Source organism: Ralstonia nicotianae, from assembly GCF_018243235.1.
GTDB classification, from domain to species: domain Bacteria; phylum Pseudomonadota; class Gammaproteobacteria; order Burkholderiales; family Burkholderiaceae; genus Ralstonia; species Ralstonia nicotianae.
On the sequence record NZ_CP046674.1, the window covers coordinates 2351495 to 2374441 of the forward strand.

Here is a 22947-nt window from a genome sequence, read left to right on the forward strand (position 1 = left end):
GTCGCTTACCGCCCGATCGCGCCGAAATGGATGCGCGGATCGACCAGCACGTAGCACACATCGGAAATCAGCCGCGTCGCCAGGCCGATCAGCGTAAAGACATAGAGCGTCCCGAGGACGACCGGATAGTCGCGCTGCACCACCGCTTCGTAAGACATCAGGCCCATGCCGTCGAGCGAAAACAGTTTCTCGATCAGCAGCGAGCCGGTGAAGAAGGCGCCGATGAACGCGGCGGGAAAGCCCGTCACCAGCGGGATCATCGCGTTGCGGAAGATGTGCTTCCACAGCACGCGCCGCTCCGACAGGCCCTTGCTGCGGGCCGTCAGCACGTACTGCTTGCGGATCTCCTCCAGGAATGCGTTCTTGGTCAGCATGGTGATGACGGCGAAGCTGCCGACGACCGAGGCGGTGATCGGCAGCGCGATGTGCCACAGGTAGTCCGTCACCTTGCCGGGCAGGCTGAGCTGGCCCCAGTTGTCGGAGGTCAGCCCCCGGATCGGGAACCACTGGAAGAACGTGCCGCCGCCGAACAGCACCAGCAGCAGCACGCCGAGCACGAACCCCGGGATCGCGTAGCCGACCAGCACGATCACGCTGCTCACCAGGTCGAACCGGCTGCCCGCGCGCACCGCCTTGGCAATGCCGAGCGGCACCGATATCAGGTAGGTCAGGAAGAACGTCCACAGCCCGATCGAGATCGATACCGGCAGCTTGGATTTGATCAGCTCCCACACGCTGCGGTGCTGGAAATAGCTTTCGCCCAGGTCGAAGCGGGCGAAGCGGCCGAGCATCAGGAAGTAGCGCTCGACCGGTCCCTTGTCGAAACCGTACAGCGCGCGGATCTCCTTGATCTTCTCGGGATCGACGCCGCGCCGGCCGCGGTATTCCATGCCCCCGCCGCCGCTGGCCTCGACGATGCCGCTGCCGCGCCCCTTCATCTCCATCAGCATCTGCTCGACCGGCCCGCCGGGCACGAACTGGATCACCACGAAGGTGAGCGTCACCACGCCGATCAGTGTCGGGATCAGCAGCAGCAGGCGTTTGATCAGGTAGGCAAACATGGCGTCAACGCAATACGCTTATTTCGGGGACCCGGGAATGCGCCACCAGGCCGTCAGCACCCAGCCCTCGGCCGAGTAGTAGTACGGCAGGCGATCCGGGTACATCAGGTTCCGGTTGTAGGCCACGCGATGGGTGGGCGCATACCAGTGCGGGACGACGTAGCAGCCCTGCATCAGCACGCGGTCGAGCGCGCGCGATGCCGTCACGAGCTCATCGCGGTTGCCCGCGCGCAGCACGTCGTCGATCAGCGCATCCACCGCCGGCGACTTCACGCCGATCAGGTTGTCGGAGCCCTGCTCGTCGGCCGCCGCCGAGCCGAAGCGGTCCTTCAGCTCGTTGCCGGGGCTCGACGAATCGGGAAACCGCAGCGAGATCATGTCGAAGTCGAATTCTTCCAGGCGCTTCTGGTACAGCGCGTAGTCGGTGATGCGCTGGTTGACGCGGATGCCGAGCTTCTCCAGGTTGCGCACATAGGCCGCCATCACGCGGCTCATGGCGCCGCCGTCGTCGAGCATCTCGAAGGTGAACGGCTCGCCCTTGGTGTTGCGCAGCGCGCCGTCGCTGTACGTCCAGCCGGCCTGGGCGAGCAGGCGCCGCGCCTGGCGCAGGTTGTCGCGCAGCGAGCCGGGCGGATCGGTCGACGGCGGCGCCTGCAGCACGCCGAACACCTCCGCATCGAGCTTGCCGCGCAGCGGCTCCAGCAGGGCAAGCTCGCCCTTGCCGGGCTGCCCGGTGACGGAGTCGGACGCGGCCAGCTCGCTGTTGGCGAAGTAGCTGTCGAGCCGGCGATAGGCGCCGTAGAACTGCTGGCGGTTCAGCCACTCGAAGTCGAGCGCCAGCACCAGGGCACGGCGCACGCGCAGGTCGCGGAAGATCGGCTTACGCAGATTCATCACGAAGCCCTGCATGCCGGCGCCGTTGCGGTGCGGAAATTCGCTCTTGACCAGCTCGCCGCTGCGGAACTTCACACCCACGTAGCTCTTCGCCCAGTTCTTGGCGCGATACTCGACCATGGCGTCGTACTCGCCGGCCTTGAAGGCCTCCAGGCGCGCGGTCTCGTCCTTGTAGAGCTTGTACTGGATGTGCTCGAAGTTGTACGCGCCGCGCCGCACGTTCAGGTTGCGGCCCCAGTAGTCGGGGTTGCGGCGGAAGGTGATGCCGCGCGCGCCGTCGTAGCGCTCGATGAGGTACGGCCCGCTGCCGATCGGCTCCTGGAAGGTGATCTTGTCGAAGGGCGTGTCCTTGCCGCCCTCCGGGTCGTCCGGCTTGCCGCTGCCCTTGCCCCACTTGGGCGAGAACACCGGCAGGTTGCCGACGATCAGCGGCAGCTCCTTGTTGCGGCGCTTGAAGTCGTAGCGGATGGTGCGCTCATCCATCACCGTCACCTTGGACACGTCCGCCGTCATGCTGCGGTAGGCGGGGCTCGCGCCCTTGCCCATCAGCATGTCGTAAGAATATTTGACGTCGGCGGCGCGCACCGGGTCGCCGTTGGAGAAGCGCGCGAGCGGATTGAGATGGAACGTGACGGACAGCTCGTCGGGCGCCACGCTCACGTCGTCCGCGAGCAGGCCGTAGCCACTGGCGGTCTCGTCCCAGCTGCCGATCAGCAGGCTCTCGAAGACCAGCGCGTTGAGCCCCGGCGCGGCCGTGCCCTTGATCGTGTACGGATTGAACTTGTCGAAGCTGGTGCGGCGGTCCGGGTTGCCGAGCGCGAGCGTGCCGCCGATCGGCGCCTTCGGGTTCAGATAGGCGAAATGCGTGAAGCCCGCCGGGTACTTCAGGTCGCCGTATTCGGCATAGCCGTGCGCGGCCCACGCGGAGGCCGCGCTCAGGCTGGCGGCGAGGCCCCAGGTCATCATTGCTAGTCGCTTCAGCGCCGCTCCGAGCACGCTCATCCCGCCCTTGTCTCATCCATCCGATCAACGCATCCGGCCGGGCCGGATGCAGGCTATCGGGCATTCTACCGCCCTCGCCGGCCCTTGCCGCCAATTTGCGCAACGGGACCGCAGCACATCGACAAGGCAGCCCCGGCCGGCAAAACGGCGGTACCGGCCGCGCTTTCCGGTATGATCGCGCCGACCGTGTCGCCCCGGCTCCCGCCGTGCGCCATCCCGCGCGATGCCCGGACGCGATGCTGCCCCACATTTGTATGGAGAAACCATGGGATTTCTGGCAGGCAAACGCATTCTGATCACCGGCCTTCTGTCCAACCGCTCGATCGCCTACGGCATCGCCAGCGCATGCAAGCGCGAGGGCGCCGAACTGGCTTTCACTTATGTCGGCGAGCGTTTCAAGGATCGCATCACCGAATTCGCCAACGAGTTCGGTAGCCAGCTGGTGTTCGACTGCGACGTCGGCAGCGATGAGCAGATCGCCAAGGTGTTCGCCGATCTCGGCCAACACTGGGACCACTTCGACGGCCTGGTGCATTCGATCGGCTTCGCGCCGCGCGAGGCGATCGCCGGCGATTTCCTCGACGGCCTGTCGCGCGAAGCGTTCCGCATCGCGCACGACATCTCGGCTTACAGCTTCCCCGCGCTGGCCAAGGCCGCGCTGCCGATGCTCTCGCCCAACGCGTCGCTGCTGGCATTGACCTACCTGGGCGCCGAGCGCGTGGTCCCGAACTACAACACGATGGGCGTGGCCAAAGCCGCGCTCGAAGCCTGCGTACGCTATCTGGCGAGCGCCCTCGGCCCGAAGGGCATCCGCGCCAACGGCATCTCGGCCGGCCCGATCAAGACGCTGGCCGCTTCGGGCATCAAGGACTTCGGCAAGCTGCTCAAGTACATGGAAGATGTCGCGCCGCTGCGCCGCAACGTCACCATCGAGGAGGTCGGCAACGTGGCCGCCTTCCTGCTGTCGGACCTGTCCAGCGGCATGACGGGCGAGATCACCTATGTCGACTGCGGCTTCAACGTGACCGCAGGCGTGCCGGACGTCGCCGCCCAAGGCTGATGCGCTGACACGCAAGCGCGCCATCTTCGGTTGGCGCGCTTTGCCGAAAGCAGCAAAGAAAAAAGCCCGCATGGCGCAAACCATGCGGGCTTTTTGACGTGCATCGCAATGCGAGCCGTCACGTCAGCTCGACTCGCATCCGCCGGTCAGATGCGCTTCCCGCAAGAAGCGCCAAACTGGCGGAGACGGAGGGATTCGAACCCTCGATCCAGGTTTTGGCCCGGATGCTCCCTTAGCAGGGGAGTGCCTTCGACCTCTCGGCCACGTCTCCCAAAACAGCGTCGCAGCGAAGGAGCCCGCTCGACGAAGCGCGTATTCTAGCCACTTCACTTCACTCGGTCAACGACAACCGTGTGACGGCATGTGGCGCCGGGCCGCCGCCCGGAAAACCGGCCGGGCGCTTACGCCTGGTCCAGCTCGAACGCCTTGTGGAGCGCGCGCACGGCCAGCTCCATGTACTTCTCGTCGATCAGCACCGAGATCTTGATCTCCGAGGTGGAGATCATCTGGATGTTGATGCCCTCTTCCGACAGCGTGCGGAACATCTTGCTGGCGATGCCCACGTGCGAGCGCATGCCCACGCCCACCACCGACACCTTCGACACCTTCGGGTCGCCCGACACGTTCGCGGCGCCGATGTGGCCCTTCACGCTGTCGTTGAGGATGCCCAGCGCACGCTGGTAGTCGCCGCGCGGCACGGTGAAGGTGAAGTCCGTCTTGCCGTCCACCGACTGGTTCTGGATGATCATGTCGACGTCGATGTTGGCGTCGGCGACCGGGCCCAGGATCTGGTACGCGATGCCGGGCTTGTCCGGCACACCGATCACGGTGATCTTGGCTTCGTCGCGGGCAAAGGCGATGCCGGAAATGGCGGCGGCTTCCATGTTCGAATCTTCCTCAAAAGTAATCAGCGTGCCCGAGTGCATTTCCACCTCGAGCGGCATCAGCGGGTCGGTCAGCGACGACAGCACGCGGGTCTTCACGCGGTACTTGCCGGCGAACTCCACCGAGCGGATCTGCAGCACCTTGGAGCCGAGGCTGGCCATTTCCAGCATCTCTTCGAAGGTGATCTTGTCCAGGCGGCGGGCGTCGTCCACCACGCGCGGATCGGTCGTGTAGACGCCGTCGACGTCGGTGTAGATCAGGCACTCCTCCGCTTCCAGCGCGGCGGCGACCGCCACGGCGGACGTATCGGAACCACCGCGGCCGAGCGTGGTGATGTGGCCTTCGCCGTCGATGCCCTGGAAGCCGGTGATGACGACCACGCGGCCGGCCTCGAGATCGGCGCGCACGCGCTCGTCGTCGATCGACTGGATGCGGGCCTTGGTGTAGGCGGAATCGGTCTGCACCGGCACTTGCCAGCCGGTATAGCTGATCGCGTCGATGCCTTCGGCATGCAGCGCGATGGCCAGCAGCCCCACGCTCACCTGCTCGCCGGTCGAGGCAATCATGTCGAGTTCACGCGGGTCGGGCTGGGCCGAAATCTCTTTGGCCATGCCCAGCAGGCGGTTGGTTTCGCCGGACATGGCCGACGGCACGACCACGATCTGGTGACCGGCGCGGTGCCACTTGGCGACGCGCTTGGCGACGTTCTTGATGCGTTCGACCGAACCCATCGACGTGCCGCCGTATTTGTGAACGATGAGAGCCATCTTGGAGAAAACGAAAGGAGGCGGGACGGTGCAAAAGCTTTTGAAAATACAGCAATTCACACCGATCGACAAGTCATTTGCCGCACCAACCGACCCGGCAGCGTGCCGTTCAGCCGGCGGCCCGCCGCTCAACCCGCATCCAGCCCGTCCTGGCCCACTGCCGGCAGCCAGGCGACATGCCAGCCGGAGCCCATGGTGACAGCCGACCGGTCCGGGCCCAGCCCAGCGGCAAAGACCAGCCGCTCGCCCGCATACAGCAAGGGCAGCCTGGCCCGCGCCCACGCCGGAATGCCGGCCTCCTGATAGGCCTGCTTGAGCGCCCGCGATGGCCCGCCCGGCCGCAACACGATGCGCTCGCCGCCGCGCCGGGCGGCCAGCGACAGCGGCGCCTGCAGGATCCGCGCGTCGATGCCTTCCGCCTGGGCCGGCGAGAACAGCAGCGCACCGCCCCACGCCGCCACGTCCACCCGCTGCACCTCGGCCCGGGCCGGATCGAACCGCGAGACGGCGATCGGGCAATCCGCGGGCCCGGCCCCGGGCTGCCCGGCCGCCTCGATCCATGCCTGCCCGCGGTAGCGCCGCACTTGCGCGCCGGGCAGGCGGACACACGGCGCGCCGTCGGCACGGGCACCCAGCAGTTGCGCGCGCAAGTCCTCCAGCCGCCGCGACGACACCGCACGCAACCCGGCCCCGGCCAGCCATGCCCGCAGCGCCGCGCGCTGACGCGGCCCGGACAGCGCCGCCAGGCCGGCCACCGCCAGCGTGCCCGCCGGCGCGATCCGCGCAAGATCGGTCTGCGCAACCTCCTCGATCAGCGCCGCCGCCTCGGCCAGATGCGCCGCGCTGCGCGCCAGCGAGGCCCGGTAGGCGGGAAAATGCCCTGCCATGCCGGCCAGCAACGGCCGCAGCGCGTTGCGGGCATAGCGGGCATCGCCATTGGAGGGGTCCTCGACCCACGCGAGCGCATGGGCCCGGGCATAGGCTTCGATATCGCCGCGCGGCACGTCCAGCCAGGGACGCAGCAGCGTCACTCGGCGCTCGCGCGCCATCGGCATGGCCGACAGGCCGTCGAGCCCGGCGCCGCGCAGCAATTGCAGCAGCACGGTCTCGGCCTGGTCGTCGAGGTGGTGGGCGGTCAGCAGGAGGGTGGCGCCGGTCTCGGCGCAGAGCGCGTCGAGCGCGGCGTAACGGGCTTCGCGCGCGGCTTCCTCGATGCCGCGACCGGCATCTGTGGACACCCGCACGCGCCGCACGCGGAACGCGGCGCCAACGGCGGCGGCCATCCGCGCGCAGGCGGCCTCCCATGCATCCGCATCGGCCTGCAGGCCATGGTGGATGTGCAGTGCGACCAGCCGCACCGGCACGCCGGCGGCATCGCGCCACGCAGCGACGGCATGCAGCAGCGCCGCGGAATCCCGCCCGCCCGACAGTGCAACCGCGACCGTCGGCGCCCCGCCAGAAACAACAAAGGCCGCACACGCGACGACGCGTTGTGCGACCTTGTCGACCAGCAGCACTGAAGGATCAGTTCGAGCCGGTTTCCTTGAACTTGCCATAGGCCATCAGGCGCTCGTGACGGCGCGCCTGCAACTCGGACGTCTTCATGCCCTGGAACTGGCGCAGCGACTCGGCCAGCGCGCGCTTGAGCATCGTCGCCATGGCCTTCGGATCGCGGTGCGCGCCGCCCAGCGGCTCATTGACGATCTTGTCGATCAGGCCCAGCGCCTTGAGGCGGTGCGCGGTCAGGCCCAGCGCCTCGGCGGCTTCGGGTGCCTTCTCGGCGGTCTTCCACAGGATGGATGCGCAACCTTCCGGCGAGATCACGGCATACGTGGCGAACTGCAGCATGATCACCGAATCGCCCACGGCGATGGCCAGTGCACCGCCCGAACCGCCCTCGCCGATGATGGTGGCGATCAGGGGCACCTTCAGGCCGGCCATCACGAACAGGTTGTGGCCGATGGCCTCCGACTGGCCGCGCTCTTCGGCTTCGATGCCCGGGAACGCGCCCGGCGTGTCGACGAAGGTGAAGATCGGCAGGCCGAACTTGTCGGCCAGCTCCATCAGGCGCTTGGCCTTGCGATAGCCCTCGGGCTTGGACATGCCGAAGTTGCGCAGCGCGCGCTCCTTGGTGTCGCGGCCCTTCTGGTGGCCGATCACCATGCACGGCTGGCCGTTGAAGCGCGCCAGGCCGCCGACGATCGACAGGTCGTCCGCGAACGTGCGGTCGCCGTGCAGCTCGTGGAAGTCGGTGAAGATTTCTCGGACGTAGTCCAGCGTGTACGGACGCTGCGGATGCCGTGCGATCTGCGCGACCTGCCAGGGCGACAGGGTGGCGTACAGGTCCTTGGTCAGCTGCTGGCTTTTCGCGGCCAGGCGGGAGATTTCTTCGGAAATGTCGACGGCCGAATCGTCCTGCACGAAGCGAAGTTCTTCGATCTTCGCCTCAAGTTCAGCGATCGGCTGCTCGAACTCCAGGAAGGTTGTTTTCATGGATTCCCCGGAAGGCTCTTGAAGGCGCGCATTCTACCGGATTTTGACCGGCCGCAGACACGCCACGTTTCATCGGAATGGACAGGTCAATAGGTGGTGGCCGTGTCGAGGCTGCGCCACATGTACCACGTGGCCACCGTGCGCCACGGCTCCCAGTTGGCGGCGACCTCGCGCGCCTCGCTGCGAGTGACGGGCTCGCCACTGAAATAGTTCTGCGAGATCGCGTTGATCAGGCCGATGTCGTCCAGCGGCAGCACGTTGGGGCGCAACAGGTTGAACATCAGGAACATCTCCGCCGTCCAGCGGCCGATGCCGCGGATCTGGGTGAGCTCGGCGATCACATCCTCGTCTTCCATCTCCGCCCACTTGGCAACGTGCACCGTGCCGTTGCGGAAATGCTCGGCGAGATCGAGGATGTACTCGGCCTTGCGCTTGGACAGCCCGCAGCCCGCCAGCTTCTCATGGCCGGCGCGCAGGAACTGCGCGGGCACCAGTTTGGGGCATGCCTCGACCAAGCGCTCCCACACGGATTGCGCCGCCTTGACGGAAATCTGCTGGCCGACGATCGAGCGCGCCAGCGTGACGAACGGATCGCCCCGCGACGCCAGGTGCGCCGGGCCGAACGCCGGGATGATCTTGCGCAGGATGCGGTCGCGCTTCATGAGGTCGGCGCAGGCCTCCTGCCAATAGGCGGGCGGGCCGGACAGCGTGACCGCGTCCGTCGGGACGGGCAGCGGCTCGCTGGTGGCCGGCACCTCGGGCAGCGGCACCCTGGAGCCGGCTGCGCGCTTGGCCGCCTGGATCACCGCCCCCTTGGCGGCGACCGTCTTGCTCGCCACGCCGTCGACGCGCTTGGCCGCCGCTTTCTTGGCAGCGGGCGCCTTGGCCGGCGCCGCCTTGCGGACGGTCGCCGCGCGCGCCACACCGGCTTTCTTGGCCACCGCGTTCATGCGCGTCTCCATTCGGTCACGCCGCCCGGCTTGTCTTCGAGCACGATGCCGGCCGCCAGCAGATCGGCGCGGATACCGTCGGCGCGTGCGAAATCACGCGCGGCCTTGGCGGCGCGGCGGGCTTCGATGCGCGCCTCCACCTCGGCGGCATCCAGACCATCGGCGGCCGCGCCGACGCCGCCCTGCAGGAAGGCATGCGGATCGCGGACCAGCAGGCCCATCACGCCGCCCAGCGCCGCCAGCTGGCTGGCCAGCGCCGGCGAGCGCGTCTTGTTGACTTCGGTGGCCAGCTCGAACAGCACGGCCATGGCGACGGGCGTGTTGAAGTCGTCGTGCATCGCCTCGCGGAAACGCTTGCCATGGGGCTCGTTCCAGTCGGGCCGGGCCTGCGCCTCGGCGGGCACGTCCTTGAGCGCGGTGTACAGGCGCGTCAGCGCGTGGCGCGCATCGTCCAGGTGCACATCGCTGTAGTTCAGGTCGCTGCGGTAGTGCGAGCGCAGGATGAAGAAGCGCACGACTTCCGGGTCGTACACCTTGAGCACGTCACGGATGGTGAAGAAGTTGCCGAGCGACTTCGACATCTTCTCGTCGTTCACGCGCACGAAGCCGTTGTGCATCCAGGTGTTGACGAAGGTGCTGCCGCTGGCGCCCTCGGACTGGGCGATCTCGTTTTCGTGGTGCGGGAACTGCAGGTCGGCGCCGCCGCCGTGCAGGTCGAAATGCGTGCCGAGCAGTTCGCAGCTCATCGCCGAGCACTCGATGTGCCAGCCCGGACGGCCCTCGCCCCACGGCGAGGCCCAGCGACTCTCGGCCGGCTCGTCGGCCTTGGCGGATTTCCACAGCACGAAGTCCAGCGGATCCTGCTTGGCATCGTTGGCGGCCACGCGTTCTCCGGCGCGCAGGTCTTCGAGGGACTTGCCCGACAGCTTGCCGTAGCCCGGGAACTTGCGCACCGCGTAGTTCACGTCGCCGTCGGCCGCCTGGTAGGCCAGGCCGTTGTCTTGCAGCCGGCCGATCATCGACAGCATCTGCGGCACGTATTCGGTGGCGCGCGGCTCGCGGTCGGGGCGCTGCACGCCGAGCGCGTCGGCATCTTCGTGCATGGCGGCGATGAAGCGGTTGGTGAGCGCGCCGATGGTCTCGCCGTTCTCGACCGCGCGCTTGATGATCTTGTCGTCGATGTCGGTGATGTTGCGCACGTAGGTCACGTCATACCCCGACGCGCGCAGCCAGCGCTGCACCATGTCGAACACCACCATCACCCGCGCATGCCCGACGTGACAGTAGTCGTACACCGTCATCCCGCACACGTACATGCGCACGCGGCCGGGCTCGATGGGGACGAACGTCTGTTTCTCACGCGCGAGCGTGTTGTAGATCTTGAGTGATTCCATGCGGTGTAGGGAGAAGCGGCGCGCCGCCGCGTGCGGGGCGTCGTGTCGGCCGGCAGGCGTGGCTGCCTGCGCAGGCGCGAAGCAAAATCAGCGGCATATCTTACCGGAACTGCACCGACGGGTCGGACCAGGCCGGGCCCCCGCCCTGTGCGCCGTCAAGAACCCCGTCCGGCGCGTCTGACCGCTGCTGCGCGCAAAGACGGTTTGTTAGAATGCGGCGGAGTATAACGGAACCGATTCTCATGAACAGTACGCTGCGATGCCGCGCCCTCGGTGCGGCACTGACCGGCCTCATTGCAATGACCACCGCGCCGGCCTTCGCACAGACCGCCGCCCCCGGCATCGCCCTGCCGGCCGATCTGACGCCCAACACGCCGCAGCCGCCGCAGGTCGCGCGCCAGAAGCGCATCGACGAGTGGCTCGCCAGGAAACAGTACGCGCAGGCGCTGGCCGAGCTCGACAAGGACGTCGCCGCACAGCCGCGCAACGCGCAGGCCCGCTTCCAGCGCGCCGTGGCCCTGGCCGGCCTGGGCCGCAGCGACGACGCCGTGGTCGCCTTCAGCCAGATGACGCAGGACTTTCCCGAGCTGCCCGAGCCGTATCTCAACCTGGCCACGCTCTACGCCGAGCGCGGCGAGCTGCTGCGCGCCCGCGAGACCCTGATCACGGCCACCCGCGTGGCGCCGGAGAACGCGCAGGCCCAGGCCAACCTGGGCGATATCTATGTGCGGCTGGCGGCGCAGTCCTACCAGAATGCGCTCAGGCTGAGCCCGAAGCACGCCGCCGCACGCGCGCGGCTCGATGCCCTGCCCGATCTGCCAGGCATGCGCGCCGTGCCGTCCAAACCCGCAGCCGAACCACCCGCCGCCAGCGGCGTGAACGCCAGGCCGGCCAAGCGCTGAAACCCGGCGCGCGGCCGCTCCCGTTTTCCCACCCCCAAAGCTCCCTCAAGACCATGCTCCGTATCCGCTCCCTCTTTGCCGGGCTCGTGTGTGCACTGGCCGTTTCCGTCAGCGCGGCCGCCGCGCCGGCCCCACGCGTGCAGTTCAAGACGTCGATGGGCGACTTCACCGTCGAGGTCTACCCGGACAAGGCGCCCAAGACCGTCGCCAACTTCCTGCAGTACGTGAAGGACGGCTTCTACAAGGGCACCATCTTCCACCGCGTGATGGACGGCTTCATGATCCAGGGCGGCGGCTTCACGCCCGACATGAAGCAGAAGGACACGCGCGCGCCCGTCGAGATCGAATCGAAGAACGGCCTGAAGAACGACAAGTACACCATCGCCATGGCGCGCACCATGGACCCGAACTCCGCCACCGCCCAGTTCTACGTCAACGTGGTCAATAACGACATGCTGAACTACCCGGGCCAGGACGGCTACGGCTACACCGTGTTCGGCAAGGTGGTCGAAGGCACCGCCACCATCGACAAGATCAAGGGCGTGGAGACCACCAGCAAGCTCCCGCACCAAAACGTGCCCGTCACGCCGATCGTGATCGAATCGGCCACCCTCGTCACCAAGTAACGCTTTTGCTTTTGCGCTTTTCCGCCAAGGAACTCACCATGACCCAAGTCAAGCTGCACACCAACCACGGCGACATCACGCTGGCCCTGGACGCCGAGAAGGCGCCCAAGAGCGTCGCCAACTTCGTCCACTACGTCAAGAAGGGCCACTACAACGGCACGGTGTTCCACCGCGTCATCAAGGGCTTCATGATCCAGGGCGGCGGCTTCGAGCCGGGCGCCGACATGAAGCAGAAGCCGACCGACGCACCGATCGACAACGAAGCCAACAACGGCCTGAAGAACGAGCGCGGCTCGATCGCCATGGCGCGCACCAACGACCCGCATTCGGCCACGGCCCAGTTCTTCATCAACGTGGTCGACAACGACTTCCTGAACCACACCTCGCCGACGCCGCAAGGCTGGGGCTATGCCGTGTTCGGCAAGGTGACCGAGGGCCTGGACGTGGTCGACAAGATCCGCGCCGTGCGCACCGGCAACCGCGGCTACCACCAGGACGTGCCGATGGAAGACGTGGTGATCGAAAGCGCCGAAGTGATCGAATGAGCGATGCGCCGACGGCGTCCGCACTGAAGACACCGGTCCGGGTTTCCGGGCCGGTGTTTTTCATTTCGGACCTGCACCTGAGCGCCGGCATGCCCGCCACGGCCGCCGCGTTCGAGCGCTTCGTGCGCACACGGGCGCGCGAGGCCAGCACGCTCGTCATCCTGGGCGACTTCTTCGAATACTGGGTCGGCGATGAGGAACTCGCCGATCCGTTCCACCGGCATGTCGCCGCGCTGCTCGCCGAGCTGGCGCAGGCCGGCACGCGCGTGCTGCTCATGCACGGCAACCGCGATTTCCTGCTGGGCAAGCGCTTCCTGGCAACCACGCAGGCGACGCTGCTGCCCGATCCGAGCGTGCTGGAAGCCGATGGCCTGCGCATCGTGCTGGCCCACGGCGATGCGCTGTGCACGCGCGACGCGGCCTACATGCGGTTCCGCCGCTGGACGCGCAAGCGCTGGGTGCAGCGGCTGTTCCTGGCGATGCCGCTGCGCTGGCGGCTGCGGATCGCGCAGAAGATGCGCGCCGACAGCGAAGCCGGCCGCGCCCTGTCCGCCAACGTGGCGGGCGAGCCGCGCGCGGCTGCGATGATGGGCGACGTGGCGCCCGAGGCGGTGGACGCGCTGTTCAAGGCCGCCGGCATCCCGCTGCTGATCCACGGCCACACGCACCGCCCCCGGCTGCACCACGAGCCCGGCGGCGAGCGCTGGGTCCTCTCCGACTGGGATTTCGACCATGCGCAGCCGCGCGGCAGCTTCCTCAGGCTGCAGGACGGCGTGCTGACGGCCGAGCCGGTGACGGCGTAATCCGCCGCCGCGGCCCTGCCCTCACTTCAGCATCCGCTTGAGCTCGCTGGCATCGAACGGATCGTTCGGCGAGTTCTCGAGATGCGCGCCCAGGCGATCCAGCGCGCTCAGGATGGACTCGATGCGCTCCTGCTGGAGCGCGCTATGGTCGATCAGCCGCTTGAGCGCGAGCGAAACCGGATCGTCCGCGTCCGGCGTGATGCCGTAGGCCGAGAACTCCTGCTTGAGTGCGGGCTGGACCGCGCCCGGCACGTCGCGCTCGAGGATGCGGGCGGGAATGCCGACCGCCGTGGCGCCGGCCGGCACCGGCTTGAGCACCACCGCGTTGGAGCCGACCCGCGCGCCGTCGCCGATCACGAACCCGCCGAGCACCTTGGCGCCCGCGCTGACCACGACGCCCTTGCCCAGCGTCGGATGCCGCTTGGCGCCCTTGTAGAGCGAGGTGCCGCCCAGCGTCACGCCCTGGTAGATCGTGCAATCGTCGCCGATCTCGGCGGTCTCGCCGATCACGACGCCCATGCCGTGATCGATGAACACGCGCCGGCCGACCTGCGCGCCGGGGTGGATTTCGATGCCGGTCAGGAAACGGCCCAGGTGCGACAGCCATCGGCCCAGCCACCTGAAGCCCGCGCCCCAACACGCATGCGCGGCCCGATGGACGATGATGGCGTGCAGGCCCGGATAGCAGGTCAGCACTTCCCAGCGGCTGCGCGCGGCCGGGTCTCGCTCCATGATGGCGCGGATGTCTTCGCGAATGCGTGTGAACATGGGTCTGTGAAAAAACGGAATATCGATCAGCGCGATGCGCTTGGGGGCAGTGTAAGGCATTCCGTTGCCGCGTTACGGCAAGGGTCTTGGCCTGACGGGCGTGGGAGAAGCCGCCAGGAAAGCGGCTTCGCGGGGATCACCGACAGTCGTCGGCGGCGCCGGTGGGCGGCGCGGCGGCATCGGCCCGGCGGCCGAGCATGCGCTTGGCGATGCCGCGCAGGATGTTGACCTCCTCGGCCTCCAGCTGCGTGCGGGCAAACAGGCGCCGCAGGCGCGGCATCAGCTTCTTCGGCTGGGCCGGATCGAGAAAGCCGATCTCGACCAGGCCGCGCTCCAGGTGCGCGAACATGCCGTCGATCTGCTCGGCGGTGGCCGGCTCGCCGACGAAGCCGACGCCGTCGACGCGGGTATCGCCCGTGCCGGTATCGGCCAGCAGCGCCATGCGCACTTCATACGCGATCAGCTGCACCGCCTGCGACAGGTTGAGCGACGCATAGGCCGGGTTGGCGGGGATATGGGTGACGACGTGGCAGCGCTCCACCACCTCGTTGGGCAGACCGTAGCGCTCGTTGCCGAAGACGAAGGCGACCGTCGCCCCCGGCGCAGCCAGCAAGGCCGCCACTTCTTGCGCGGCGGCGCGCGGGCCGATGCGGCGCGGGCCGAACTCGCGCGGACGCGCCGTCAGCGCAATGACGAGCGAAGCCCCGGCCAGCGCCTCGCCGAAATCGTCGACGACCCGGGCATCGGCGAGCACGTCATCGGCGCCGCTTGCCATGGCAACGGCGTCGGGATGCGACTGCGCACCGGGCTCGCGCGGACGCACCAGCACATAGCTTCCGGATTCGCCGAATCCCATGGTCTTCAGCGCGCGTGCCGTCGAACCGACATTGCCGGGATGGCTGGTTTCCACCAGCACGAAGCGGCAACGGGCGGCACGTTGCCGCAAGACGTCATTGTCGCGGGCCGGGCTGGTTTCCGAGGCGCGGGAGGCGGGGTTCATATACAATACGGCCACTCTTTTTGGCGGCGGAATCGTGCCCGCCGTTCGTTCTTCCACAATTCGCTGTGTTGTTTCGCCTGACGCGCGATCCGCGCCAGGCGCGGAGATCCGTCATGCATCCGATGCTCAATATCGCCGTCAAGGCTGCCCGCAAAGCCGGGACCGTCATCAATCGCGCCACGCTCCAGGGCGATTCCCGGCAGATCGAGCGCAAACAACACAACGATTTCGTCACCGACGTCGATCGCGCGGCCGAAGCCACGATCATCGAGATCATCAAGACAGCGTATCCGGATCACGCGATTCTAGCGGAAGAGTCCGGTCGCTCCTGGGCCGACGGCGAAACCGCCAGCGAAAACGTCTGGGTGATCGACCCGCTGGACGGCACCACCAACTTCATCCACGGCTTCCCGCAATTCGCGGTGTCGATCGCGCTGATGCAGCGCAACGTCGTCACCCAGGCCGTGGTCTACGACCCGACCCGCGACGAACTGTTCACCGCCTCCAAGGGCGCGGGCGCCTTCCTCAACAACCGCCGCATCCGCGTCACGCGCCGCGACAAGCTGGCCGACTGCCTGATCGGCACCGGCTTCCCCTACCGCGACATGGAAGGCCTGGACGACTACGTCAAGCTGTTCGCCACCATGACCGAGAACTGCGCCGGCCTGCGCCGCCCGGGCGCCGCCGCACTGGACCTGGCCTATGTGGCCAGCGGCCGCCTCGACGGCTTCTTCGAGCAGGGCCTCAACGCGTGGGACATGGCTGCGGGCTCGCTGCTGATCACCGAGGCCGGTGGCCTGGTGGGCAACTACTGCGGCGAGGCCGGCTACCTGGACCAGGGCGAGATCCTGGCCGGCAACCCGAAGGCCTTCGTGCAGATGATCAAGCTGACCACGCCGTTCTCGCGCTCGCAGGCCGTGGTCTGATCACGCCTCGCCCGATCGACGAAGCCCGCCGGAACGCGGGCTTTTTTATTGCGCGCCGGCCGGCGCGGCGCTCACCACCACCAGCGCCTGCGCCGGCTCCTCCCCCACCGAGCGCGTGCGATGCGGAATCCGCGCATCGAACACCACCGCATCGCCCGCGGCCAGGCGCACGGTCTGCCCGGCGAAGGCGATCTCGACCTCGCCGCGATGCACGAACAGCATCTCCTCGCCCTCGTGCTCCTTGAACGGCGAGGCGCTGAAATCGGCCGGCGGATAGATCATGAACGGCAGCAGCGCCTTGCCGCCGCGCTGGGTCGCGATGCCTTCGTAGCGCGGCTGCGCGCCGGGCGCGCCCGCGGCGGTGCGCTCGCCCGCGCGGACCACGGTGATGGCCGAGGCGGCGGCGGGTTCGCCGAACAGGGTTTCGGCGGGCACGCCGAGCGCTCCCGCCAGCTTCATCGCCACGGCGATCGACGGCACGGACAGGCCGCGCTCGACCTTGGACAGGTAGCTCTTGGTCAGGCCGGTGCGTTCGGCCAGCACTTCGAGTGTCCAGCCGCGATCCTTGCGCAGCGGTTTGAGGCGGACGGTCATCGGTCTACGGGTGTCATGGTTATTTGAACAATTGTCACATAAGACACCCTGTGTCATAGAATGCGGATTCCCTCATTCCGTCTGTGCCGATCATGAAAACCGCGCTCGCCCTGCGTCACGTCCCGTTCGAGCATCTGGGCGTCCTGGAATCGCTGCTGCTCGGACGCGGCTACGCGGTGCGCACGCTCGACGCCGGCCTGCAGCCGCTGCCGGCCGAAGCGCTGGCCGCGGCGGACCTGGTGGTGGTGCTGGGCGGCCCCATCGGCGCCTTCGACGATGATCGCTACCCCTTCCTGCGCGAGGAAACCGACGCCATCGCGCGGCGGCTGGCGGCACGCAAGCCGCTGCTCGGCATCTGCCTGGGCGCGCAGCTGATGGCGCGCGCGCTGGGTGCCGCCGTGGCGCCGATGGGCGACAACGTCAAGGAGATCGGCTTCGCGCCGTTGACGCTGACGGCCGAGGGCGCGGCCTCCCCGCTCGCGCCGCTGGCCGACGGCACGCCCGTGCTGCATTGGCACGGCGACCGGTTCGAGCTGCCGCCCGGCGCCACACGGCTGGCATCCACATCGGTCTGCGCGGAACAGGCCTTTGCCCTGGGCGACCACGCGCTCGGCCTGCAATTCCATCTGGAGGCCGATCTGCGCGAACTCGAGGCCTGGCTGATCGGGCATGCGGCCGAGCTGGCCGCCGCGGGCATCGACCCGCGCACGCTGCGCGGGCAGGCCCCCGCGCTGGCCGCACCGCTGGCGCAGCGCGCCCACGATGTCTTCACCGCGTGGCTGGATCGCGCCGAGGCTCACGCCGCGCGGAGCGCCGCATGATGCTGCCCGCCCCCATCCGCATCGATGCCCTCCTGACTGGCCGGGCCGTCGACTACACCCGCCCCGGCTCGCGCAGCGCCATCGACAAGCGGCCGGTAGCCGATGCGGTGCAGATCGGCCCCGACGGCATCGTCGGCGACGAGCAAGGCGACCTGCGCGTGCACGGCGGGCCCGACAAGGCGATCCACCACTACCCGTTCGACCACTACCCGGCCTGGCAGGCCGACCTCGGTGCGCACCCGCTGCTGGCCCGGCCCGGCGCGTTCGGCGAGAACATCAGCACGCGGGGCCTCACCGAAGCCGATCTCTGCGTCGGCGACCGGCTGCGCGCGGGCGAGGTGGTGCTGGAGGTTTCGCAGCTGCGCCAGCCGTGCTGGAAGCTCAACGACCGCTTCGCACAGCGCGACATGGCCCGTCGCGTGCAGCAGACCGGCCGCACGGGCTGGTACTACCGGGTGCTGCAAGGCGGCACGCTGCGCGCGGGCGACACACTCGCCTGGCTGGAACGCCCGTGGCCGCAATGGCCGCTGGCGCGTGTGCTGGACGTGCTCTATCGGAACATGCTGGACGCGGACGCGCTCGGCGACATGCTGGCGCTGCCGCTGACACCGTCGTGGCGCAAGCTGGTGGAGAACCGGCTGGCACGCGGCGAGGTGGAAAGCTGGGACAAGCGGATCGAAGGCCCGGCACGCGATCCCTCGGGCCGCGCGCCGCAGGCCTGATCCGACGATCAGAAGGTTTCCCAGTCGCCGTCCGAGCCGGCGACGGCGGCCAGCGGCTGGGCCTTGACCGGCGCAACAACAGGCGCGGCAGCCGACGCGACGACAGGCACGGTGGCCGGCGCCACGGCCTTGGGGCTGGGTCCACGCTTGCGCACGACCGGGCGCGGCGGCTTGGCGGCCGGCTTCACGGCGGCCGCCGGCGCGGTACGCACCGGCTTGGACGCGGCAGCCGCCACCACACCGTCCGTCTCGTCCAGCCGGAACTGGGCCACCACCTGGGTCAGGTTCAGCGACTGCTCCTCCAGCGACTGCGCGGCGGCCGCGGCCTGCTCGACCAGCGCGGCGTTCTGCTGCGTCACCTGCTCCATCTCCGACACCGCCTGGCTGATCTGCAGGATGCCCTGCGTCTGCTCGGACGAGGCGGCGGCAATGTCTTCGACGATGTTGGCCACGCGGCGCACCGCATCCACCGTCTCGGTCATGGTCGAACCCGCCTGGGCCACCAGCGTGTTGCCGGCCTGCACGCGATCGACCGAGGCATCGATCAGGTCCTTGATCTCCTTGGCGGCGGCCGCGCTGCGCTGGGCCAGGGCCCGCACCTCGCCGGCCACCACGGCGAAGCCACGCCCCTGCTCGCCGGCGCGGGCGGCTTCCACCGCCGCGTTGAGCGCCAGGATATTGGTCTGGAAGGCGATGCCGTCGATCACGCCGATGATGTCGGCCATCTTGCGCGAGCTCGCGCTGATCTCGTCCATGGTCGAGACCACGCCGCGCACCACCTCGCCGCCACGCGAGGCCAGGTCGGCCGCGCTGGCCGCGAGCGCGCTGGCCTGGCGGGCGTTCTCGGAGTTGTTGGTGACGGTGGAGGTCATCTGCTCCATGCTGGCGGCCGTCTTCTCCAGCGACGCCGACTGCTGCTCGGTCCGCGACGACAGATCGAGGTTGCCGCTGGCGATCTCATGCGCGCCGGTGTTGACCGCGTCCGAGCTGCTGCGCACCTGGCGCACCGTCTGCAGCAGGCTGGCGCGCATGCGGGCCACGGCCGACAGCAGCCGGCCCAGCTCGTTGCGCCCGCCTTCCCTCACCTGCACCGACAGATCGCCCTCGGCCACGCGCGTCAGCACATCCACCGCGTCGTTGAGCGGCGTCACCACGAAGGCCTTGAGCGCGTAGTGCACGGTGGCAATCAACGCCAGCGCCATGACGATGCCGACGCTCACGAACTTGACGATCAGGCCGTAGCGCGCCTGCCCGCCGTCAGCCTCTTCCTGGGCCAGTTGGCTGCTGAGCTTCTGGAAGCGTTCGATCTCGACCGACCAGGCCGCCCCCGATGAGGTGACGTCCTTGGCGTTGATGGTGGCGTAGGCGGCCGCATCGCTGGCGCGCAGGGCGGCCATGGCGCGCTGCACGGCGTCGGCATGCGCCTGCGCGGCCTGGGCGGCGGCCTGGCGCAGGGCCTGATCCACGCCTTCGATGGCCGGCGCACTCTTGAACGCGTCGAGCTGGGCGAGCGATTTCTTCACGCCCGACTCGGCGCTATCGAGCGCGTTGGACGCCAAGGGCGTGCCGGGATTCTCGCGCAGCATGCCGTAGACGCGCGCCAGCCCGGTGCGGGCGCGCATCATGTCCTTGTAGGCGTCATTGAGCAGCATGCTGCGTGCCGAGATGGCATGCACGCGCTCGGTCGATACGTTGGCCGTGCTCAGGGCCAGCACGCCGACCGCCGCGCCCACCACGATCATCAGTGCAAAGGTCACCAGAATCGCCAGCAGGCCGGCTCGCACACTGGTGTTTTTCAGGAAGCGTTCCACAGTTGTCTCCGGAGACCGGCCCGCATTCCAGGTGCGGGGCCGGGGTCAGGCCGGCGCGTTGCCGCGCCGGACGGTTCAGAAGGTTTCCCAGTCGGCATCGTCGCCGGCGGCCACCAGCGGCTGGTGCAGAGGCTTGGGCGATGCGGCCGGCACCGTGGCGGGCACGGTGTCCGGCCTGGCCGCGCGCTTGGCAAGCACCGGCGCCTTGCGCGGCTGCAGCTTGGGCCTGGCGGCCTCGGGGCTGGGCTTGACCGGCTCGCGGCGCGGCGCCTGGGACGGCGCGGCCACGGGTGCGGCCACGGATACGGGTGTGGCCGGCCCGGCCTCGGCAGCCTTGGGTAGCGGCGGCGCGATCGTCGGCTCGGCCTTGGCCACCACGCTGCGCACCGCCGACATCGTGGGGTCGAGGCGGAACTGCGCCACGACCTGCGTCAGGCTGTCGGCCTGCTCCTGCAACGATTGCGCGGCGGCCGCTGCCTGCTCCACCAGCGCGGCATTCTGCTGGGTGGCATCGTCGAGCTGCGTGACAGCGTGGCTGACTTCTTCAATGCCCGAGCGCTGCTCCTGGCTCGCGGCGGTGATCTCGCCGACGATGTCCGTCACGCGCCGGACGCTGGCGACGATCTCGCGCATGGTCGTGCCGGCTTCTTCCACCAGGGTGCTGCCGGCATCCACGTTGGTCACGGAGTCGTCGATCAGCGCCTTGATCTCCTTGGCCGCGGCGGCGCTGCGCTGCGCCAGGCTGCGCACCTCGCCGGCCACCACCGCGAAGCCGCGCCCCTGCTCGCCTGCGCGCGCCGCTTCCACGGCGGCGTTGAGCGCCAGGATGTTGGTCTGGAAAGCGATCCCGTCGATCACGCCGATGATGTCGACGATCTTGCGCGAGGACGCATTGATCGAGCCCATCGTCTCGACCACGCGGGACACCACGTCGCCGCCCCGCACCGCCACGTCGGAGGCGGACACGGCCAGCTGGTTGGCCTGGTTGGCGTTGTCGGCGTTCTGCTGCACGGTCGACATCAGCTCTTCCATGGCCGAGGCGGTCTCTTCGAGCGAGCTCGCCTGCTGCTCGGTACGCGAAGACAGATCCAGGTTTCCGCTGGCGATCTCGCGCGTGGCCGTGCCGATGGTCTCCGATGCGCCCCTGATGCGGCCGATGGTCTGCACCAGCGCGCCGCGCATGCGGCCCATGGCGTAGAGCAGGCTGTCGCGGTCATCCGGCCGGGTGGCAATCTCGACGCTCAGGTCGCCGCCGGCGATGCGGTTGGCCACCTCCGCCGCATAGGCCGGGTCGCCGCCCAACGCACGCTGCAGACCCCGGTTGGCCACGCCGGCCAGCAACACCAGCACCGCGCCCGCCAGCAGCAGCAGGCCGCCGCTCTCGTACAGCGACGTCATGAACGCGGCGTTGATGTCATCCATGTAGGCGCCGGTCGAAAACACCCAGTCCCACGGCTCGTAGCGCTGCGCGAAGGCCGTCTTCGGCACCAGCGCCGTCCCACCGACGTGCGGCCAGACATAGCTGGTGAAGCCGCCGTTGGGCTGCCTGGCGGCGCTGGTGAGATTGACGTAGACGCTGTTGCCCTGCGCGTCCTTGAAGCCGGTCTGGTCCTTGCCGATGAATTCGGGCTTGATCGGGTGCATCACCACCACGTTGTCGGAACGGGTGATGGTGAAGTAGCCGTCCTTGTCGTAGCGCAGCGAGCGGAAGCGGTCCAGCGCCTGCTGCTGTGCCGCCTCCTTGGTCAGGACGCCACCGCGGGCCAGGTCGTCGTACTGCTTGACCAGGTTGAGCGCCATGCTGGTCACGCTGACCAGGTTGTTCCTGCGTTCCTCGATGCGAATCCCGCGCGCCTGATAGGCATTGAACACCGACATCAGCGTCAGCGCGATCAGGCTGAACGCCAGCGGCAGCCAAAGCTTCTGGCGGAAGCTGAGCTTGCTCATTCCAAGGTCTCCGTGCGCGGAAACGCCCCGTGCCGTGCACGAGGCGTCCCCCCATGTTTTTTCAGGGCTCCGGACTGTCTATCGGCAACTTGCGCGCAGATCTTGAGTCGCCCCCGTCACGTCGGGGGTATGGTCAATCCCAGTCGGGCGCGATGCCGGCCGGATCGGCAATGCGCTCGCCCCGGTCCAGCGCGCCGATGCGGGCCATGTCGTCGCCGGTCAGGCGCAGGTCGCGGGCAGCCAGGTTGCTCTGCAGGTTGGCCCGGCGCGTAGAGGACGGGATCACGGAACAGCCCAGCTGCATCGCCCACGCCAGCGCCACCTGGGCCGGCGTCGCGCCATGCGCCCGGGCGATGTCTGCCAAGACCGGATCGGCCAGCACCCTGCCCACGCCGAGCGTCATGTACGAGGTGACATGGATGCCCTGGCTTTGTGCAAACGCCGCCACCTTGCGGTTCTGCAGGTACGGGTGCAGCTCGATCTGGTTGGTGGCGATCTGCGCCGCGCCCACCGTCTCGATGGCCTCGCGCAGCAAGGCCACGGTGAAGTTCGAGACGCCCAGCGCCCGCGTCAGCCCTTCGCGCCTGGCCTCGTCCAGCGCGCCCAGGTATTCGGCCATCGGCACCGCGCCCCCGGGCGACGGCCAGTGGATCAGCGTCAGATCCACCTGCTCGGTGCGCAGCCTGGCCAGGCTGGCCTTGAGGCTCGGGATCAGCCGATCGGCGGCCAGGTTGTCGACCCAGATCTTGGTGGTGAGAAACAGGTCGCGGCGCGGCACGCCCGACGCGGCGATCACCTGGCCGACCTCGGCCTCGTTCGCATAGATCTGTGCCGTGTCGATCGCGCGGTAGCCCAGTTCCAGCGCGGTCCTGACCGAGTCGATCGCGGCCTCGCCCGTCAGGCGGAAGGTACCGAGGCCGAAAGCGGGCATCGTGAAAGTGTCGTTCATGGCGTTCCCTTGTGTTCGATGTTGAAT

At 68.4% G+C, this 22947-nt stretch carries 21 protein-coding genes and 1 tRNA gene; 8 read left to right on the forward strand and 14 right to left on the reverse strand.

Annotation, left to right across the window (positions count from 1 at the left end; all coding sequences use genetic code 11):
* Positions 1-5 precede the first annotated feature (5 nt).
* Together GO999_RS10590 and GO999_RS10595 are read right to left on the reverse strand one after the other, a co-directional pair.
* Positions 6-1061 carry a microcin C ABC transporter permease YejB gene (locus GO999_RS10590; RefSeq protein ID WP_011001124.1) on the reverse strand — a complete coding sequence of 352 codons (1056 nt, stop codon included), beginning with the start codon at positions 1059-1061 and terminating at the stop codon, positions 6-8.
* Between the two features lie 18 nt (positions 1062-1079).
* Positions 1080-2957 (reverse strand): extracellular solute-binding protein, encoded by a 1878-nt coding sequence (locus GO999_RS10595; protein WP_211906209.1) that lies wholly within the window; start codon positions 2955-2957, stop codon positions 1080-1082.
* Between the two features lie 265 nt (positions 2958-3222).
* Between GO999_RS10595 and fabI the strand changes: the two genes are divergently transcribed.
* The gene (fabI, locus tag GO999_RS10600; RefSeq protein ID WP_011001122.1) at positions 3223-4017 is read left to right on the forward strand and encodes an enoyl-ACP reductase FabI; all 795 of its coding nucleotides are present in this window, start codon (positions 3223-3225) and stop codon (positions 4015-4017) included.
* Positions 4018-4194: 177 nt separating this feature from the next.
* On the opposite strand, the gene GO999_RS10605 is transcribed toward fabI, so the two are convergent.
* The 6 genes from GO999_RS10605 to cysS all read right to left on the reverse strand — a co-directional run bounded on the left by GO999_RS10605 (position 4195) and on the right by cysS (position 10506).
* Positions 4195-4288: transfer RNA gene (locus GO999_RS10605), tRNA-Ser, on the reverse strand.
* Between the two features lie 130 nt (positions 4289-4418).
* Positions 4419-5669 (reverse strand): aspartate kinase, encoded by a 1251-nt coding sequence (locus GO999_RS10610; protein WP_011001121.1) that lies wholly within the window; start codon positions 5667-5669, stop codon positions 4419-4421.
* A gap of 128 nt (positions 5670-5797) precedes the next feature.
* On the reverse strand, positions 5798-7186 hold the full coding sequence (gene tilS, locus GO999_RS10615) for a tRNA lysidine(34) synthetase TilS (RefSeq protein ID WP_211906210.1): 1389 nt from the start codon (positions 7184-7186) through the stop codon (positions 5798-5800).
* 7 nt (positions 7187-7193) lie between these two features.
* Positions 7194-8162: an acetyl-CoA carboxylase carboxyltransferase subunit alpha gene (locus GO999_RS10620; protein ID WP_011001119.1), complete on the reverse strand. Its 969-nt coding sequence runs from the start codon at positions 8160-8162 to the stop codon at positions 7194-7196.
* Positions 8163-8248: 86 nt separating this feature from the next.
* Complete coding sequence (locus tag GO999_RS10625; protein ID WP_019718009.1) at positions 8249-9124, reverse strand: DNA-3-methyladenine glycosylase family protein; 876 nt, start codon at positions 9122-9124, stop codon at positions 8249-8251.
* A complete protein-coding gene (cysS, locus tag GO999_RS10630; RefSeq protein ID WP_019718008.1) occupies positions 9109-10506 on the reverse strand; it encodes a cysteine--tRNA ligase in 1398 nt (465 codons plus the stop codon). The genes GO999_RS10625 and cysS overlap by 16 nt, the downstream gene beginning before the upstream one ends.
* A 242-nt stretch (positions 10507-10748) precedes the next feature.
* Here cysS and GO999_RS10635 point away from each other — a divergent pair, with 242 nt between their 5' ends.
* From GO999_RS10635 to GO999_RS10650, 4 genes are read left to right on the forward strand one after another with little or no spacing between them, the layout of a single operon-like run.
* On the forward strand, positions 10749-11408 hold the full coding sequence (locus GO999_RS10635; protein WP_019718007.1) for a tetratricopeptide repeat protein: 660 nt from the start codon (positions 10749-10751) through the stop codon (positions 11406-11408).
* Between the two features lie 53 nt (positions 11409-11461).
* Positions 11462-12034: a peptidylprolyl isomerase gene (locus tag GO999_RS10640; protein ID WP_016722171.1), complete on the forward strand. Its 573-nt coding sequence runs from the start codon at positions 11462-11464 to the stop codon at positions 12032-12034.
* 38 nt (positions 12035-12072) lie between these two features.
* Positions 12073-12579: a peptidylprolyl isomerase gene (locus tag GO999_RS10645; RefSeq protein ID WP_019718005.1), complete on the forward strand. Its 507-nt coding sequence runs from the start codon at positions 12073-12075 to the stop codon at positions 12577-12579.
* The gene (locus GO999_RS10650) at positions 12576-13382 is read left to right on the forward strand and encodes a UDP-2,3-diacylglucosamine diphosphatase (RefSeq protein ID WP_165591463.1); all 807 of its coding nucleotides are present in this window, start codon (positions 12576-12578) and stop codon (positions 13380-13382) included. Before GO999_RS10645 ends, GO999_RS10650 begins: the two co-directional genes overlap by 4 nt.
* A 21-nt stretch (positions 13383-13403) precedes the next feature.
* Here the strand turns inward: GO999_RS10650 and cysE are convergent, their stop codons facing one another.
* Both cysE and GO999_RS10660 read right to left on the reverse strand, forming a co-directional pair.
* A complete protein-coding gene (cysE, locus tag GO999_RS10655) occupies positions 13404-14150 on the reverse strand; it encodes a serine O-acetyltransferase (RefSeq protein ID WP_016725822.1) in 747 nt (248 codons plus the stop codon).
* Positions 14151-14286: 136 nt separating this feature from the next.
* The gene (locus GO999_RS10660; RefSeq protein ID WP_028852917.1) at positions 14287-15150 is read right to left on the reverse strand and encodes an RNA methyltransferase; all 864 of its coding nucleotides are present in this window, start codon (positions 15148-15150) and stop codon (positions 14287-14289) included.
* A gap of 113 nt (positions 15151-15263) precedes the next feature.
* Here GO999_RS10660 and GO999_RS10665 point away from each other — a divergent pair, with 113 nt between their 5' ends.
* Entirely contained in the window at positions 15264-16076 is an 813-nt protein-coding gene (locus GO999_RS10665) for an inositol monophosphatase family protein (RefSeq protein WP_011001110.1), read from the forward strand.
* A 45-nt stretch (positions 16077-16121) separates the two neighbouring features.
* Here the strand turns inward: GO999_RS10665 and GO999_RS10670 are convergent, their stop codons facing one another.
* Positions 16122-16670: a helix-turn-helix domain-containing protein gene (locus tag GO999_RS10670; RefSeq protein ID WP_011001109.1), complete on the reverse strand. Its 549-nt coding sequence runs from the start codon at positions 16668-16670 to the stop codon at positions 16122-16124.
* 92 nt (positions 16671-16762) lie between these two features.
* Between GO999_RS10670 and GO999_RS10675 the strand changes: the two genes are divergently transcribed.
* Both GO999_RS10675 and GO999_RS10680 read left to right on the forward strand, forming a co-directional pair.
* Entirely contained in the window at positions 16763-17491 is a 729-nt protein-coding gene (locus GO999_RS10675; protein WP_011001108.1) for a glutamine amidotransferase, read from the forward strand.
* Positions 17488-18213 carry an MOSC domain-containing protein gene (locus tag GO999_RS10680; protein WP_071012717.1) on the forward strand — a complete coding sequence of 242 codons (726 nt, stop codon included), beginning with the start codon at positions 17488-17490 and terminating at the stop codon, positions 18211-18213. Before GO999_RS10675 ends, GO999_RS10680 begins: the two co-directional genes overlap by 4 nt.
* Positions 18214-18221: 8 nt before the next feature.
* Here the strand turns inward: GO999_RS10680 and GO999_RS10685 are convergent, their stop codons facing one another.
* The 3 genes from GO999_RS10685 to dkgB form a co-directional block, all read right to left on the reverse strand.
* Positions 18222-20024 (reverse strand): methyl-accepting chemotaxis protein, encoded by a 1803-nt coding sequence (locus GO999_RS10685; protein ID WP_211906211.1) that lies wholly within the window; start codon positions 20022-20024, stop codon positions 18222-18224.
* A gap of 75 nt (positions 20025-20099) precedes the next feature.
* Positions 20100-21971 (reverse strand): methyl-accepting chemotaxis protein, encoded by a 1872-nt coding sequence (locus tag GO999_RS10690; protein ID WP_211906212.1) that lies wholly within the window; start codon positions 21969-21971, stop codon positions 20100-20102.
* Between the two features lie 133 nt (positions 21972-22104).
* Positions 22105-22920, reverse strand: coding sequence for a 2,5-didehydrogluconate reductase DkgB (gene dkgB / locus GO999_RS10695; protein ID WP_020831681.1), 816 nt, complete (start codon positions 22918-22920; stop codon positions 22105-22107).
* Positions 22921-22947: the final 27 nt, after the last annotated feature.